General features: G+C 70.0%; 13 protein-coding genes. 10 read left to right on the forward strand and 3 right to left on the reverse strand.

Annotated elements, in window-relative coordinates:
- Positions 1-269: 269 nt before the first annotated feature.
- Positions 270-908 carry a DUF742 domain-containing protein gene (locus ACFPCV_RS31680; protein ID WP_378060292.1) on the reverse strand — a complete coding sequence of 213 codons (639 nt, stop codon included), beginning with the start codon at positions 906-908 and terminating at the stop codon, positions 270-272.
- Positions 909-1,074: 166 nt separating this feature from the next.
- On the opposite strand from ACFPCV_RS31680, the gene ACFPCV_RS31685 reads away from it, so the two are divergent.
- From ACFPCV_RS31685 to ACFPCV_RS31730, 10 genes are all read left to right on the forward strand, one after another.
- Positions 1,075-1,836 carry a DeoR/GlpR family DNA-binding transcription regulator gene (locus ACFPCV_RS31685; protein ID WP_378060294.1) on the forward strand — a complete coding sequence of 254 codons (762 nt, stop codon included), beginning with the start codon at positions 1,075-1,077 and terminating at the stop codon, positions 1,834-1,836.
- A 43-nt stretch (positions 1,837-1,879) separates the two neighbouring features.
- Positions 1,880-2,857, forward strand: a complete 978-nt coding sequence (pfkB, locus tag ACFPCV_RS31690; RefSeq protein WP_378060295.1) for a 1-phosphofructokinase — start codon at positions 1,880-1,882, stop codon at positions 2,855-2,857.
- The gene (locus ACFPCV_RS31695; RefSeq protein WP_378060297.1) at positions 2,854-4,329 is read left to right on the forward strand and encodes a PTS mannitol transporter subunit IIBC; all 1,476 of its coding nucleotides are present in this window, start codon (positions 2,854-2,856) and stop codon (positions 4,327-4,329) included. The genes pfkB and ACFPCV_RS31695 overlap by 4 nt, the downstream gene beginning before the upstream one ends.
- A complete protein-coding gene (locus ACFPCV_RS31700) occupies positions 4,322-4,768 on the forward strand; it encodes a PTS mannitol transporter subunit IIA (protein WP_378060299.1) in 447 nt (148 codons plus the stop codon). Before ACFPCV_RS31695 ends, ACFPCV_RS31700 begins: the two co-directional genes overlap by 8 nt.
- 3 nt (positions 4,769-4,771) lie before the next feature.
- On the forward strand, positions 4,772-5,812 hold the full coding sequence (locus tag ACFPCV_RS31705; RefSeq protein WP_378060301.1) for a zinc-dependent dehydrogenase: 1,041 nt from the start codon (positions 4,772-4,774) through the stop codon (positions 5,810-5,812).
- 38 nt (positions 5,813-5,850) lie between these two features.
- Positions 5,851-6,117, forward strand: coding sequence for an HPr family phosphocarrier protein (locus ACFPCV_RS31710; protein ID WP_378060303.1), 267 nt, complete (start codon positions 5,851-5,853; stop codon positions 6,115-6,117).
- Positions 6,110-7,732 carry a phosphoenolpyruvate--protein phosphotransferase gene (gene ptsP / locus ACFPCV_RS31715; RefSeq protein ID WP_378060305.1) on the forward strand — a complete coding sequence of 541 codons (1,623 nt, stop codon included), beginning with the start codon at positions 6,110-6,112 and terminating at the stop codon, positions 7,730-7,732. The genes ACFPCV_RS31710 and ptsP overlap by 8 nt, the downstream gene beginning before the upstream one ends.
- A 634-nt stretch (positions 7,733-8,366) precedes the next feature.
- A complete protein-coding gene (locus ACFPCV_RS31720; protein ID WP_378060307.1) occupies positions 8,367-9,473 on the forward strand; it encodes a multicopper oxidase domain-containing protein in 1,107 nt (368 codons plus the stop codon).
- A 24-nt stretch (positions 9,474-9,497) separates the two neighbouring features.
- A complete protein-coding gene (locus tag ACFPCV_RS31725; protein ID WP_378060309.1) occupies positions 9,498-13,487 on the forward strand; it encodes a ThuA domain-containing protein in 3,990 nt (1,329 codons plus the stop codon).
- Positions 13,488-13,556: 69 nt separating this feature from the next.
- On the forward strand, positions 13,557-15,695 hold the full coding sequence (locus ACFPCV_RS31730; RefSeq protein WP_378060311.1) for an OmpL47-type beta-barrel domain-containing protein: 2,139 nt from the start codon (positions 13,557-13,559) through the stop codon (positions 15,693-15,695).
- On the opposite strand, the gene ACFPCV_RS31735 is transcribed toward ACFPCV_RS31730, so the two are convergent.
- Positions 15,684-16,259, reverse strand: coding sequence for an RNA polymerase sigma factor (locus ACFPCV_RS31735; RefSeq protein WP_378060313.1), 576 nt, complete (start codon positions 16,257-16,259; stop codon positions 15,684-15,686). The genes ACFPCV_RS31730 and ACFPCV_RS31735 overlap by 12 nt on opposite strands.
- A gap of 107 nt (positions 16,260-16,366) precedes the next feature.
- Positions 16,367-16,825 (reverse strand): hypothetical protein, encoded by a 459-nt coding sequence (locus tag ACFPCV_RS31740; protein ID WP_378060315.1) that lies wholly within the window; start codon positions 16,823-16,825, stop codon positions 16,367-16,369.
- Positions 16,826-16,828: the final 3 nt, after the last annotated feature.

Here is a 16,828-nt window from a genome sequence, read left to right on the forward strand (position 1 = left end):
CGACCTGGCGTAGCCCGATCACGCCGTGTCAAGGGGGGCCAGAACGGCCGAATCACAACATGGCCAAAGCTGGCCCCCCTTGGCGCGGTGTGATAGCCCGTAGGGAGGTCGACGGGATGGCAGGCAGACCCGCCCAAACCGCCGCCGACCTCCCCCTCCGCCACCCCCGAGACCTGCCCGTCCGGCGAGGACAACCCACAAGGGCGAGGACAAACCCACGAGAGCGCGGACCGCGTGCGAGGACCGCGTGCGCGGAACGACGTCCCGGCTCAGAGGTTCTTCAGGCCCGCCGCCACCCGGTACAGCAGGTCCAGCGGTGGCTTGTCGGCGGCCGTCTCGTGGACGTGCAGCAGGCCGAGGTCGACGACGTCCGCGATCAGTACCCTGGCCGCGCCGAGGGGCAGCCCCAGGTGGGCGGACACCTCGGCGGTCGAGTGCGGGGTCCGGCACAGGTCGTAGATGGCGCGCAGGTCGTCGCGGAGGGCGGCGCGGTCGCGGCCGCGGGACAGGGCCGTCGACAACAGTGTCTCCAGTTCCAGGCGGTACTGCACGTGGGTGCGGCCGCCGGTCCGGGTGTAGGGGCGCACGAGTTGCTTCGGGTGGCTCGCCTCCATCGAGAGCGGCGCGGCTTCCTTCGGCCCGGCCCATGGCCCGGTCTCGGCAAGCGGGGACACCAGGTCCGGGGCCGGTGTCGGCGGTGGTGCGAGGGGGAGGAGTTTCTTCGACTTCTTCTCGCGGCGGCCCAGCGATCTGCGGCCCGCCGGGACCACGGAGCGTGGACCGATCGGCAGGACCGCTGGTGTTGGCGGGGGCAGCGTGCCGCTGACGGCGCCTTCCGGCCCAGGCGGTTTCGGCAGGAACTCGTGCGCTTCCCATTCCTGATAGCTGCCCCAGCCGCCGTAGTACAAGCCTGCTCACCACCACTGGTCGGCTTAGGTGGGCGGATATTACGTCCACTTCACATGGCCCGGCAAGGGGTCGTTCCTGGGGTGGCTGCGGTAAACCGGGTGTTGACTTGACCCAGTCAAACCAGGTAAACACAACGATACAAAGATGAAACGGTGGTAAATCCACATGTACGCAGAAGAGCGGCAGCAGCACATCGTGGACCGGGCCCGGCGGGAAGGGCGCGTCGACGTCGCCGACCTCGCGGCCGAGCTGGCCGTGACCGGCGAGACGATCCGGCGTGACCTGTCCGTTCTCGAACGGCACGGCCTGCTCCGCCGCGTGCACGGCGGCGCGATCCCCGTCGAACGGCTCGGGTTCGAGCCCGCGCTCGCCGCCCGCGACGCCGTGCTCGGCGCGGAGAAGGACCGGATCGCGAAGGCCGCCCTCGCCGAGGTCCCCGAGGAGGGTTCGATCCTGCTCGACGCTGGCACCACCACCGCCCGGCTCGCCGAGATCCTGCCCGTCGACCGGCAGCTCACGGTCCTCACCAACGCACTGCCCACCGCGCTCTCGCTGGCGGGCCGCGCCAACTTCAACGTCCTGTTCATCGGCGGCCGGGTCCGCTCGCGCACGCTCGCGTGCGTCGACCCGTGGGCACTCGACGCCCTCGCGCAGTCCTATGTGGACGTCGCGTTCATCGCGACCAACGGGATGTCCGTGCAGCGCGGGCTCACCACGCCGGACCAGGCGGAGGCCGCGGTGAAGAAGGCCATGGTCGCCGCAGCGCGCCGCACGGTGCTGCTCGCCGACCACACCAAGCTCTCCTCCGACCACCTCGCGCGCTTCGCCGAGTTGTCGGACATCGACATGTTCATCACCGACAGCGGCCTCGACCCGCAGACCGCGGCCGAGATCGAAGGGCAGGGACCGAGGGTGATCCGCACATGAACCTTTTGCCGGAGCCCGCGCGTGCACTGATGGTGACCCGCGCATGATCCTCACGCTCACGTTGAACCCCAGCCTGGACCGCACCATCGAGGTCCCGGAGCTGGTCCGCGGTGCGCTGGTCCGGGCGAGCGGCACCCGCCTCGACCCCGGTGGCAAGGGCGTCAACGTCGCCCGTGCCCTCGCCGCGCACCGGCAGCCGACCTGCGCGGTGGTGCCCAGGGGCGGACCGGAGGGCAGGCAGCTCTGCGAGCTGCTCGAGGAGGAGGGAATCGACGTGTGCGCGGTGCCGGTCACCGGCCACACGCGGTCCAACGTGAGCCTGGTCGAGCCGGACGGCGAGGTCACCAAGATCAACGAGCCGGGTGGCGAGCTGGCGCGGGACGACCTGGAACGGATCGTCAAGGCGGTACTGGACACCGCGGCCACCGCCGACTGGGTGGTGGCAAGTGGCAGCCTCCCGCCCGGGGTGCCGGACACGTTCTACCGCGAACTCGGGGCCCGGCTGACCGAACGCGACGTCCGGTTCGTCGTCGACACGTCCGGGCCCGCGCTCACCTCGGCGCTCGCGGCGCGGCCCGCGCTCGTGAAGCCGAACCGGGAGGAGCTGGCGGAGTCGGTCGGGTTCGGGATCGACACGCTCGGTGACGTGGTGCGTGCCGCGGCAGCGTTGCGGGACAGGGGAGCGAAGGCGGTGCTCGCCAGCCTCGGCGCCGACGGGGCGGTGCTGGTGGACGAGCAGGGGGTGCGTTACGGCGAGTCGCCGGTCGACCGCGGCCGCAGTGCGGTCGGGGCGGGCGACGCGATGCTCGCCGGTTATCTGGCCGGTGGGGTGACCGGCGGGGACGCCCTCGTCGAGGCGTTGGCGTGGGGTGCGGCGGCGGTCCGGTTACCGGGCAGCCGGATGCCGGGCCCCGGCGACGTGGACCGCGAATCCGTTCGGATCCACGCCTCGGCGGACCTCTCACGGGCCCTCGACGGAGGGCAGCACACAGCGCAGCAGAAACTGGAGCGGATTCAATGACGACTGACGTCTCCCAGCTGAAGAACTTACAGGGCAACGGGATCCGCGCCAGGGTCCAACGCTTCGGCGGCTACCTGGCCGGCATGATCATGCCCAACATCGGCGCGTTCATCGCGTGGGGCCTGATCACCGCCCTGTTCATCCCGACCGGCTGGCTCCCGAACGCGACGCTGGCCGAACTGGTCGGCCCGACGATCACGTTCCTGCTGCCGATCCTCATCGGCTACACCGGCGGCCGGATGGTGCACGGCCAGCGCGGCGCGGTGGTCGCCGCGATCGCCACCATGGGCGTGATCGTCGGCGCGGACGTGCCGATGTTCCTCGGCGCCATGATCATCGGTCCGCTCGCGGCGCTGCTGATGAAGTGGTTCGACCGCGCGATCGAGGGCCGGATCAAGACCGGCTTCGAGATGCTGGTCAACAACTTCTCGGCAGGCATCCTCGGTGGCGCGATGGCACTGCTCGGCATGGTCGGGATCGGCCCGGTCGTCGAGGCGCTCACCAGGGCGGCCAGCAACGCCGTGGACTTCCTCGTCGACAACAGCCTGCTGCCGCTGGTGTCGATCATCGTCGAGCCCGCGAAGGCGCTGTTCCTCAACAACGCCATCAACCACGGCGTGTTCGGCCCGCTGGGCCTCGAGCAGGCGCGGGAGACCGGTCAGTCGATCCTGTACATGATCGAGACCAACCCCGGGCCCGGCCTCGGCATCCTGGTCGCGTTCTGGCTCTTCGGCCCGCGCCGGATGCGGCCGACCGCGCCCGGCGCGATCATCATCCACTTCTTCGGCGGCATCCACGAGATCTACTTCCCGTACCTGCTGATGAAGCCGAAGCTGATCCTGGCCGCGATCGCGGGCGGCATGGCGGGCGTGGCCACCGCGCTGGTGACCAACTCCGGTCTGGTCGCGCCGCCCGCGCCGGGCAGCATCTTCGCCTACATGGCGGTCACCCCGCGCGGTGGCCACCTCAGCGTCCTGCTGTGCATCGCCGTCGCCACCGCCGTCTCGTTCATCGTCGCCGCCGCGCTGATGAAGTTCGGCCGCGGCGCCGACGCCGACGACACCGCGGTACCCGCCGCCGGGGGCACCGCCCCGGCCCACGATCCGTCGGCGGCCGCCGCCCCGGCCGCCGGCGCCACCACCTCCACCGGCGGCACCACGACCCGGCCCGTCATCTCGGGCAGCGACGTGAAGAGCGTCGTCGTCGCCTGCGACGCGGGCATGGGGTCGAGCGTGATGCTGGCGTCCCAGATGCGGACCCGGTTGAAGCCCTACGGCGTGAGCGTGGAACACGTGGCCGTCAACGACATCCCGTCCGGGGCGCGGCTCGTGCTCACGCACACCGACCTCGCGGACCGGGCGCGGGCGACCGTGCCGCACGCGGTGGTCGTGGAGTTCCGGATGTTCCTGGGCGACCCGGCGTTCGACCGGCTGGAGAACGCGATCAAGGAAGGCGACGAGATCCGTGGGTGAGTCACCGGTCCTCCCGAGGGAGGGCATCCGTCTCGGCCGCAGCGCCGCCGACAAGTGGGACGCGATCCGCCAGTGCGGTGCCGTGCTCACCGAATTGGGTGCCGTCGAGGACGGCTACCCGGACGCCATGACCGAACGCGAGAAGTCCGTGTCGACGTTCATCGGCGAGGGCGTCGCGATCCCGCACGGCACCGACGAGAGCCGCGCGCTGGTGCGGCGCACCACGCTCGGGGTGCTGCAGTTCCCCGGTGGCGTGGACTGGGACGGCCAGACCGTCAACATCTGCGTGGCGATCGCCGCGAAGGGCGACGAGCACGTGACCGTGCTGTCCGCGCTCGCGCAGATCCTGATGGACCCCGCGCAGGCCGAGCGCCTGCGCACGTCAGCAAGCGTCGACGCGGTGTACGACCTGCTGGAATCGATCGGGAAGGACCTGTAACCCATGAAGGTGGCGCGTTTCTACGCCCCCGGTGACATCCGCCTCGAGGAGGCGCCCGAGCCGGACGCCGGCCAGGACGAGGTGAAGATCCGTGTGAAGCAGTGCTCGACCTGCGGCACCGACGTCAAGATCTTCAACCACGGCCACCACCACCTGGTGCCGCCGCGCGTGATCGGTCACGAGATCGCCGGCGAGGTCGTCGAGGTCGGGTCGGCCGTGTCCGGCTGGGCCCCCGGCGACCGGGTACAGGTCATCGCGGCGGTGCCGTGCGGCCGGTGCGCCGAGTGCCAGGACGGCCGGATGCAGGTCTGCCCCAACCAGACCTCGGTCGGCTACCACTACGACGGCGGGTTCGCCGAGTACCTGATCGTGCCGAGGCAGGTGCTCGCGGTCGACGGGCTCAACCGGATCCCCGACGGCGTGGACTTCGCGGAGGCGTCGGTCGCCGAGCCGCTCGCGTGTGTGCTGAACGGGCAGGAGATGGCGAAGGTCGGCCCCGGTGACGACGTGGTCGTGGTCGGCGCAGGGCCGATCGGCTGCCTGCACGTGCGGCTCGCGCGGGCCCGCGGCGCCGGCCGGGTGTTCCTGGTGGAGCTGAACCGGGCGCGCCTGGACATGTCCGCGGAGAAGGTGGTGCCGGACGCGGCGATCTGCTCGGCCGAGGTCGACGCGGTCGACGAGGTGAAGAAGCTGACCGACGGGCGCGGGGTGGACGTCGTGATCACCGCGGCCGCCTCCGGTGCGGCGCAGGAGGACGCACTGCAGATGGCCGCGCGCAGCGGCAGGATCAGCTTCTTCGGCGGCCTGCCGAAGGACAAGCCGACGATCACGCTGGACTCGAACCTGGTGCACTACCGCGAGCTGACCATCGTGGGCGCCAACGGCTCCAGCCCGGCGCACAACAAGCAGGCGCTGGAGCTGATCGCGTCCGGCCAGGTGCCGGTCGCGGACCTGATCACGCACCGCCTCGAGTTGTCCGAACTGCACGACGCCATCAAGCTGGTGTCGTCCGGCTCGGCGATCAAGGTGACCATCCAGCCATAGCCCCACCCTTCTCAACACAGTGCCGTCAAGGAGGACGCATGCCCGAGAGGGACGTTGTTGTCGGGTCGCGGATCGGCCTGCACGGCAGGCCGGCGGCGATCGTCGTGAAGACCGCGCAGGCCCAGTCGGTGACCGTGCGCATCGGCACGGCGGAGAAGCCGCCGGTCGACGCGCGGAGCATCATCGCGGTGCTCTCGCTCGGCGCGCACGGCGGTGACACGGTCACCATCGCCGCGGACGGCGACGGCGCGGACGCCGCCCTCGCGGCGATGGCCGAGGTGCTGGAGCAGGATCTCGATGCCTGACCTGCACGGCATCGGCGTCAGCCCGGGACGCACGGCGGGCCCCGTACACGCGTTGGGTGCCCCGCCTGTCCTGCCCGCCGAGGTGCCAGAACCCGGGCCCGACGAGGCGGAGCGGGCGGCGAAGGCGCTCCAGTTCGTCGCCACGTCACTCGACGAGCTGGCCGCGCGGGTCACCGGTCCGGCCGCGGAAGTCCTCGCCACACAGGCGATGATGGCCGCGGACATGACGCTCGCCGACGCGGTCGCGGCGAAGATCGGTGCCGGACGGCCCGCCGCGTGGGCGATCACGGACGCGATCGCCGAACAGCAGGAGACGTTCGCCGCGCTTGGCGGGTACTTCGCCGAACGCGCCGCCGACCTGGCGGACCTGCGGGACCGCGCGGTCGCGTGGCTGCTGGACGTGCCGATGCCCGGCCTGCCCAGGCCCGGCGTGCCGTACGTGCTGGTGGCCGACGACCTGTCCCCGGCGGACACGGCGCTGCTGGACGACACGGTCCTCGCGATCGTCACCCGCCGGGGCGGGCCGACGAGCCACACGGCGATCCTGGCCCGTGCCAAGGGACTGCCCGCGGTCGTCGGCTGTGCGGGCATCCAGGAGGTGCCGGACGGGACGACCGTGTCCGTGGACGGCACGACGGGTGCGGTCGCGACGGTGACCGAGGCGCAGGTCCCGGCGATCGTCGCGGCCGGGCAGGCGGAACGCGAACGCAACGCATCGCTCACCGGGCCGGGCCGCACGGCGGACGGTTCGGCGGTGCCGCTGCTGCTCAACGTCGGCGGCGCCAAGGACCTGGTACCCGACGGCGAGGGCGTCGGCCTGTTCCGCACGGAGTTCCTGTTCCTCGGCCGCACGGCTGCACCCTCGGTGGCCGAGCAGGAGACGGCCTACCGGGAGCTGTTCGAGGCGGCGGGGGACCGGAAGGTGGTGCTGCGGACCCTCGACGCCGGTGCGGACAAGCCGTTGCCGTTCCTGGGTCTGGCCGACGAGGAGAACCCGGCGCTGGGCATCCGGGGGCTGCGCACGTCCAGGGTGGACCCGACGGTGCTCGCCGAACAGCTGACGGCGGTGTCCCGCGCCGCCGCCACCACCGACGCCGACGTGTGGGTGATGGCCCCCATGGTCGCCACCGCGGCGGAGGCGGCGGAGTTCGCGGCGCTCGTCCACGAGGCGGGCCTGCCGACGGCAGGCGTGATGATCGAGGTGCCCGCCGCGGCGTTGAAGGCACGGCAGATCCTCGCCGCCGTCGACTTCGTGTCGCTGGGCACCAACGACCTGAGCCAGTACACGATGGCCGCCGACCGCATGAACGGCGAACTCGCCGACCTGCTCGACCCGTGGCAGCCCGCGGTGCTGGAGCTGGTGGCGACGGTCGCGGCCGCCGGCCGGGAGCTGGGCAAACCGGTCGGTGTGTGCGGCGAGTCGGCCGGCGATCCGCTGCTGGCGTGCGTGTACGCCGGGATGGGGATGACGACGCTGTCGATGTCGGCGCCGTCCGTGGCCGCCGTCCGCGCGGCGCTGGCGGGACGGACACTGGCGGACTGCCAGCGGTTGGCCGAGCTGGCACTGGCGGCGCCGGACGCCGAGTCCGCCCGTCGGTCGGTGGCGGAGGCCTGATCGCGCGGGCAGGCCCCGCTTCGCGGGTCGGGTGCCCAGTGCCGTGAATGGGCCGTTCAGGGCGCCCAGCGCCCTGAACGCGCCTTTCACGGCATCGAAGCCACGACCACTCCCCACTGATGGCAGTGAGCCCCACCGGTGGTCGACGTGCGCCGCCGCCAGGGTGCCTGGGCAGGGCCGCGTTCACGGCAGGACCGGTGTCCCGGAGCCTCTTCGTCGATGGCCCGCGTCCGCTGGTGGACCGCGCTTGGCAGCTTCGGACACGAGGGGCAAATTCGGCAACCCGGTGTACTAACACGCTGCGTAACCATGGTCGATCATGATCATCCGCCAATAACTGGCCACTTCGTTAGGCCATTTGGGCCTTAACTTTCGTCGACGATCGACATAAGTTCGAGTCGTTTAGTCGGAAGCGGCTATGTCCACGCCACAAGAGGGACGCCCGGCAGCCACACCGGGTCGAAAGGCGAGGCAGCGTGACAACGGACGTCATCCATGTGCCATCGGTGTGTCGCGCCGCGTCTCCACATCCCAGCAGCAAACCCGAGCGGTCCGCGTGACCGCTCATTCCCGTGCCCATGAACGGAGTTCCACAATGGACAGAGACGGCCGACCGACGCTCTCGCGTCGATCGATGCTCGCCGGCGCCGCGGCGGCGGGTGTGCTCGCCCCCGCCGTGGCGGCCAGCGGCGTCGCCGCGGTGTCCGCGGCGGCCGGCGCCGGGTCCGCGTCAGCGGCCGCGGCAGGCCAGACCCGCCAGATCACCCTCTACGCCGAGCAACTGCCCGGCTCCAACCTCGTCGGCTACGCCCTCGAACCGGGCAAGCCGACGATCCCCGGCCCGCTGCTGGAGATCTACGAGGGCGACACACTGGAGATCGAGCTGGTCAACAACACCGACCAGCGCCTGTCGATCCACCCGCACGGCGTCAACTACGACACCGACTCGGACGGCGCGCCGTTCAACGGGTCGTTCAACAACCCCCGTGAGACCCGCGTCTACACCTGGCGCACCCGCACCACCTACCAGCGGGACGGCGTCTACATGCCGGGCAGTGCGGGCTTCTGGCACTACCACGACCACGCGATGGGCGGCGACCACGGCACCGGCGGGCTCATGCGTGGCCTGTACGGCGGCCTGATCGTCCGCAAGCGCGGCGACCTGCTGCCGGACCGGCAGTACACGGTCGTCTTCAACGAACAGACCGTCAACAACAAGGTCGCCCCGGACACCCCCATGTTCGAGGCGAACCAGGGTGAGCGGGTCGAGTGGATCTGCATCGGGCACGGGAACCTGCTGCACACCTTCCACCTGCACGCACACCGCTGGGCGGACACCCGCACCGGCATGCTGGCGAGCGCGAGCGACTCGTCCCCGATCCTCGACAACAAGAACCTGGACCCGGGCAGTTCCTTCGGGTTCCAGGTCATCGCCGGTGAGGGTGTCGGCCCCGGTGCGTGGATGTACCACTGCCACGTCCAGAGCCACTCCGACACCGGGATGGCGGGCATCTTCCTCGTCCGCAACCCGGACGGCAGCATGCCGCCCGGCGCGCAGGAGGCCATCGACCGCTTCCACGGCCACGAGCACGCGGCGATGGACATGAAGGCCATGGGCATGACCCCTGTGCCCACGGGTCCGCACGACGGCATCGCGCCGATCGCGCCGGACAACCCGTCCGCGAAAAAGGTCAAGAAGGCCAAGCCGTCCACACAGCCACCGCACGGCGGTCACAGGTAAGTGCAGAGAAAGGACAGCCCGACCATGGGGCGAAGAAGCTCTATCGGCTGGTCGCGAAGGCGACGAGCCCGCGGATACACGGCGCTCGGGGCAGCGCTTGCTCTCGGTGCTTCTCTCATCAGCACAGTCGCGGCAGTACCGGCACCTGCCGCGGCGGCACCGGCGGCGAACGTCCCGATCAACATCCTCGTGTTCCGCGGCGCCGCCGCGGAGCAGAAGGACCCGGTCGTCCGTGCCACGGACGCGATCACCAGCCTGGCCTCGGCGAATGGCATCGGGGTGACCGCGTCGTCCGACCCGGCCGTCTTCAACGCCGCGAACCTGGCGAAGTACCGGGGTGTGGTCTACCTGTCGGCGCAGGGCCTCGCGCTGAACAACGAGCAGGAAGCCGCGCTCCAGAGCTACATGAAGTCCGGCGGCGGCTTCCTCGGCGTGTCCGACGCGGCACGCGCGCAGGAGAACTCGACCTGGTTCACCGGCCTCATCGGTGCCCGCCCGGTCGGCTCCCGGCTCGTCTCGGTGGTCACCGCGAGCGGTGAGAACGCCCCGAACGAGGGCAAGGACAAGCTGATCGACGGGGACTCGAGCACGAAGTGGCTCGCGTTCAGCCGGACGGCGTGGATCGCCTACGAGCTTGCGGCGCCGTTCGCGGTGTCGAGCTACTCGCTGACCTCGGCCAACGACTTCGACGGCCGCGACCCGAAGAGCTGGACGCTGCAGGGCTCCAACGACGGTTCCACGTGGACCGACCTGGACACCCGCACCGACGAGGACTTCCCGGAGCGGTTCCAGAAGCGCGAGTTCACGTTCACCAACACCACCGAGTACGCGCACTACCGGCTGAACATCACCGCGAACTCCGGTGAGTCCGCCACGCAGCTCGCGGACTGGGACCTCGTGGCCGACGACTCGGAGCTCCCGCCACCGCCGGAGCCCGCGGTCCAGGAGGCGACGATCGACGTCGTCGACCGGCACCACCCGGCCAACGAGGGCCTCGGCATGACCTGGAAGCGGACCGACCGCTTCCTCAACTGGGACGAGAACCCGATCGGCCAGGTGCACACGATCGCCCAGGTCAGGGAGAACACCTACAACCCAGGCACGGGCGCGAACGGCGCGTTCCACCCGATCTCGTGGTGCCGTGACTACGAGGGTGGCCGCTCCTTCTACACCGGCATGGGCCGCACCGAGGCGAGCTACGGCGAGGAGGCGTTCCGCAGCCACCTCCTCGGCGCGCTGAAGTGGACCACCGGCATGGTGCGCGGTGACTGCAAGGCGACCATCGCGGCCAACTACAAGATCGAGAAGCTCAACGCCGGCAACGCGGCGGGCCAGCTCGACCAGATCGGCGAGCCGCACGGCCTGACGATCGCGCCGGACGGCAAGGTCTTCTACATCGGCCGCGGCGCGTGCGCGAACAACGTGGTGCCCCAGCCCAACGACTGGACCAACCCGGACATCGGCAAGGGCTGCGGCACGATCCACGTGTGGGACCCGGCGACGAAGAAGGCGAAGCTCGCCACCACCCTCGTCGTGATGGGCAACCGCGGCAGCGGTGGCGAGCTGGTCAAGAACGAGGAGGGCCTGGTCGGCATCACGCTCGACCCTGCCTTCTCGGACAACGGCTGGATCTACGTCTACTGGATGCCGCACGAGTCGATCGACCGGGACGCCCGGATCGGCAAGCGCACCATCTCGCGCTTCACGTTCGACAGGTCCGCGGGCACGATCGACCAGGCGACCCGCAAGGACCTGCTGTCATGGGACACGCAGATCCACAGCTGCTGCCACGTCGGCGGTGGCATGGCGTTCGACAAGGACGGCAACCTGTTCGTCTCCACCGGCGACAGCAACTCGTCGCAGGGCTCGAACGGGTACTCCGGCAACAACTGGACGCAGGAGTACAAGGGTGTGTCCTTCCAGGACGCTCGCCGCACCTCGGGTAACACCAACGACCTGAACGGCAAGATCCTGCGGATCCACCCGGAGGCCGACGGCACCGCCTCGATCCCCGAGGGGAACCTGTTCCCCGAGGCGAACGACACCGCGGACAAGACGCGGCCCGAGATCTACGTGATGGGCGTCCGCAACCCGGCGCGCCTGCAGGTCGACCCGGAGCACAACTGGGTGACCACCGCGTGGGTCGGACCGGACGCGTCGTCGCCGAGCCCGGAGCTCGGCCCGGCGAAGTACGAGACGGCGACGATCATCACCGAGCCCGGCAACCACGGCTGGCCGTACTGCATGGGCAACAAGCAGCCCTACCGCGACCGCAGCAGCAGCGACGCGGCCGTCCTCACGGGCTGGTACGACTGCGACAACCCGATCAACACCTCGCCGCGCAACACGGGTCTGGTCAACCTGCCGCCGGTGAAGAACAACATGATCTGGTACTCGCCGGACGGTGGCGGTCCGATCTTCCCGAACCGCCCGAACAGCAACATCCCGACCTACGTCGCCGCGGACGCGACCTACACCCAGCCCTACCTGCGTGGTGGCGGCCAGGCGGTCATGTCCGGCCCGACGTACCACTACGACCGCGTCAACACCAACAGCGGTGTCGCGTGGCCGGAGTACTGGGATGACAAGTGGTTCATCGGTGACCAGACCAACCCGCAGAACCGGATCGCCGTGACGGTGGACCCGGCCGGGGTGCCGACGGCGCAGCCGCCGGTGTTCGCCGAGACGCTGCGGCAGATCATCCAGCCCGGTGGCGGCGACGACAGGCTGCAGAGCTGGATGGACGCCAAGTTCGGTCCGGACGGCGCGCTGTACATGCTGGACTACGGCAGCGGCTTCTTCACCGTCGCTCCCAACCAGAAGCTGATCAAGATCAGCTACGTCGGCGGGGCCGCGACCCCGACGCCGGCCGCGTCGAACGTCGCGGTGCAGAACAAGCCGCTGACCTACCAGTTCAACGGCTCGAAGTCCGGCGGCGTGTCCTACCGCTGGGAGTTCGGCGACGGCACCATCTCCACGGAGGCCAACCCGAAGCACACCTACACCCGCACCGGCCCGTACACCGCCAAGCTGACCACGACCTACGCGGATGGCGAAGTGGTGGTCTCGCGGACCGCGGTGAACGTGGGCTGCTCGGTGTCGGACCCGACCACCACGGTCAAGTTCGGCCCCGGTGAGGACGCCGTCGACACCACGGTGAACAACAAGAACACCGGTGGCGGCTGCAAGATCGACGACATGATCGACGACGAGAGCACGTGGGCCTCGCACGCGGGCTTCGTCAACCACGTCCAGACGGTGTCGAGGAACCTCAAGCAGCTCGGCATCATCAACAAGAACCAGCAGACGAAGCTGAACCAGGCCGCGAAGGCGTCGGTGATCGGCAACCCCGGTCAGTACGGCTACGACGCGATCTTCGACGGCACGGAGGCGTCGTTCCGCAACTGGGCGATGGCGCCGTCTGGCGAGTTCTCGATCCAGCCGGACGGGTCACTGCGACCCAGCGGTGGCCTCGGAATGCTGTGGTACGCCAAGAACTCCTACCAGGACTTCTCGGTGAAGCTGCAGTTCAAGGACATCGCACCGGACGGTTTCCGGGCCAACAGCGGGCTGTTCGTCCGCTTCCCGGATCCGCGCACGCCGCTGGCCCAGCGCCCGCCGGGCAGCTGCGGCACGGTCGGCTCCGCACGGACCTCGCAGGCGTGGGTCGCGATCTACTGTGGACACGAGATCCAGATCTACGACGGTGAGTCCGGCGAACCGCAGAAGACCGGGTCGGTCTACAACTTCGACCCGAACTCCCTGGCAGGAGCCGGTGCCACGCCGAAGGGTCAGTGGAACGACTACGAGATCAGGGTTGTCGGCCAGCACTACACGATCATCCGCAACGGCGTGGTGATCAACGAGTTCGAGAACGCACCGGGGCTGGAATCCTCCCGTGCCGGTGACCCCTCGACCACGCTGCGCCAGTTCGCGGAGGGCTTCATCGGTCTCCAGAACCACGGCAACAACGACCTCATCGAGTTCCGCAACATCCGGGTGCGACCCCTGTAGCCGGATCGGCCGGGCGGCGTGAGCACGTGGCGCGCCGCCCGGCCACCCCTCTTGGAGGACTTTCCTGACATGTCCCGACGTTTCATCGCCGCGTTAGGCGCGGCGGTGGCCGTTCTGGGTCTGGTGGCGCTACCGGCGTCCGCCTCCCCGGAAGCGGAACCACCACCCGCCCCAGCGGCCGCAGCAGCACAGACCCTCACCTGGACCGGCAACGACAGCGTGACGGAGTACGCGTCCGCCCCCACCACCGCGGTGGCGGGCGAGACCACGATCGTCTTCGAGAACAGCGAGGCGACCGGCAACACCACGTTCATGTCGCACACGCTGACGTTCGACACGTCGACGCCTGGCTACAACCACGACGTGAGCCTGAACATCCTCGCCAACCCGTTCGACGCCAACAACGGCCGCCACGAGGCGACCGTGACGCTGACGCCGGGCAAGTACCGCTACTACTGCACGATCCCCGGCCACACCACGATGGCGGGCGAGTTCACGGTCACCGGCGGCGGCGAGGACACCACGCCGCCGGTCGTGACCGCCACGATCACCGGCACGCAGGACGGCGAAGGCAACTACGTCGACCAGGCGACCGTGAACCTGGCCGCCACCGACACCGGCGGTTCGGGTGTCGCGTCCACCGAGTACAAACTGGACGACGGCGCGTGGACCCCGTACACCGCACCCGTGGCGGTGTCGGCGATCGGCGCCCACACCGTGGCCCACCGCGCGACCGACGTGGCGGGCAACGTGTCCGAGGAGGGCTCCGAGTCCTTCACCGTCGTCGAGGGTGGCGGCGGCGAGGACACCACACCGCCGACGGTCGACGCCACCGTCACCGGCACGCAGGACGGCGACGGCAACTTCGTCGAGTCCGCCACGGTGACGGTCACCGCCACCGACAACGAGGGCGGCTCCGGCGTGGCGACCACCGAGTACAAGCTGGACGACGCGCAGTGGGCGCCGTACACCGAGCCGGTGCTGGTCTCCGTGCTCGGTGCGCACACGGTGGGCTACCGGGCCACCGACGAGGCGGGCAACGTCTCGGCGGAGGGTTCCTCGCAGTTCACGGTGGTGGCGGACTCGTCCGACACCACGCCGCCGACGGTCGACGCGGAGGTCTCCGGCACGCAGGACGACGAGGGCAACTACGTCGACGTCGCCATGGTGACCGTCTCCGCCGAGGACGCCGAGTCCGGTGTCGCGTCGGTGGAGTACAAGGTGGACGACGGCGCCTGGACCGCGTACACCACGCCGGTGGCGGTGAACACGCCCGGCATGCACATGGTGGGCTACCGCGCCACCGACGAGGCGGGCAACGTCTCCGAGGAGGGCATGGCCCACTTCACGGTGGTGCAGCAGGACACGACCGCCCCGACCGTGACCGGCAACGTCGTCGGTGAGCAGGACGAGAACGGCGCCTACGTCGGCTCCGCCATGGTGACGGTCGCGGCGACCGACAACGACGGTGGTTCCGGTGTTGCGTCGGTCGAGTACAAGCTCGACGACGGTGCGTGGACCGCGTACACGGAGGCGGTGCAGGTCTCCGCACCCGGTGCGCACACGGTCCTGTTCCGGGCGACCGACCAGGCCGGGAACGTCTCGGCGGAAGGCTCGGCGACGTTCACGGTCGTGACCGGTGACGTCGACGAGACCCCGCCGTCGGTGTCCGCGGTGGTGTCCGGCACCCAGAACTCCAGCTGGCAGTACCTCGACGCGGCGAACATCACCCTCTCCGCGCTGGACACCGGTTCCGGCGTCGCGTCGGTGGAGTACAAACTGGACGGTGGCGCCTGGACCGCGTACACCGAGCCGGTGGTCGTGAACACGGCGGGCACGCACGAGTTCCTGTTCCGGGCGACGGACCTGGCCGGGAACGTGTCGGCGGAACTGCCGGGTTCGTTCACGATCGTCGAGTCCGGCCCGAAGCCGGGCCCGGACGTGTGCCCGGACTCGGACGTCCGCGACACCGTGATCATCGGTGACATCGACAGCCAGGTCGCGAACATCGACATCGGCAACGGCTGCACGATCAACGACGTCATCGACGAGGACGGCGACTGGAACACCCACAACCAGTTCGTCCGGCACGTCAAGGCGGTGACGAAGGAGCTGGTGCAGAACGACGTCATCACCCGCGCCCTGCGCGACCGCATCGTGACCGCGGCCGTCAACTCGACCGTGGGCACCCCGACGTCACGCCTCTGACGTCGGAAAGAGGAGCCTCCCCGGGCGGTCACCGCCCGCCCGGGGAGGCTCTTTCCGTTGGCGCCTCTCATGGTCCTTGATGCCCTGAAAGGCGCGTTCGGGGCACTCAGCGCCCTGAACGCGCCTTTCGCGGCACCGGTTGTGCCGTGTGCGGACGAGGGCCTGCGCGTCGACCCGGCTTGCCGTGCTGGTGTCGAACTCGTTGGCCGCCGGGGCCAGCGCCGCCGCGGCCCGGCCGAACGCCCGGTAGCGGCGTTCCTCGTCCCGTGCGTGGCGGCGCAGCAGGTTCGTGGCGATGCCGAACAGCCAGGCACGCACGGGCCCGCGCGCCGGGTCGTAGCCGTCGCGGCCCCGGAACGCCAGCAGGAACGTCTCGCTGAGCAGGTCGTCGGCCAGCGTCCCCACCCGGCGGGACAGGTAACCGTGCACGACCGGCGCGTACCGGTCGAACAGCCCGGAGAACCGTTCCGGCTCGTGCAAGGAGTCGGCGAGCAGCCGCTCGTCCGCCGGGGACGAGCCAGGCGGCGCGGCGCCGGAGCCGACTGGCGATCGTGTCGTGGTCATGCCCCCTGTTGCCCGCACGAGCGATTCGGTTCACCCAATCGTCCCAGCGCCGCTCTCTCTGGTTGTGAGAGTGCCGATAGGGACGTCGAGCGTCCCTATCGGCACTCTCACGAAGCTCGTTTCGTCGCCGCGTGCACTGGTGGGTTAGGGGTCGACTCCGCTGCTTTGTGAGCTGCGATCAGCTCGGTCGCCACTGAGTCCGGGTCGCTCCGCAGGCGGTTCGGCAGCGTTTGCAGGACTGGCACGCCCGCCGCCGCGTATCTGGCGTTCCGGGCGAGGGTCCTGGCGTAGTCGTCGCGGTGGAAGTGGAACTCGCAGGAGTCGATCTCCCACGCGAGACCGGTGCCGAACCAGGCATCCGGGATCGCGATGAACCCACCGTCGCTGTCGCGCAGTACCGCGTTCCACAGCGGCCGCGGCAGGCCGGTCCGCTCCCACACGCGCATCGCGTCGATCTCGGCCACCGACCGGGCGCCGGCGAGGATGTCCTGCAACACCTCGCGTGGCAGCGCGCTGCCACGCCGGCTACCCGCGTCCAGCTCCGCGACCAGCAGTGCGGGTGCCACCCG

This window comes from Actinophytocola glycyrrhizae (assembly GCF_042653545.1).
GTDB lineage: Bacteria > Actinomycetota > Actinomycetes > Mycobacteriales > Pseudonocardiaceae > Actinophytocola > Actinophytocola glycyrrhizae.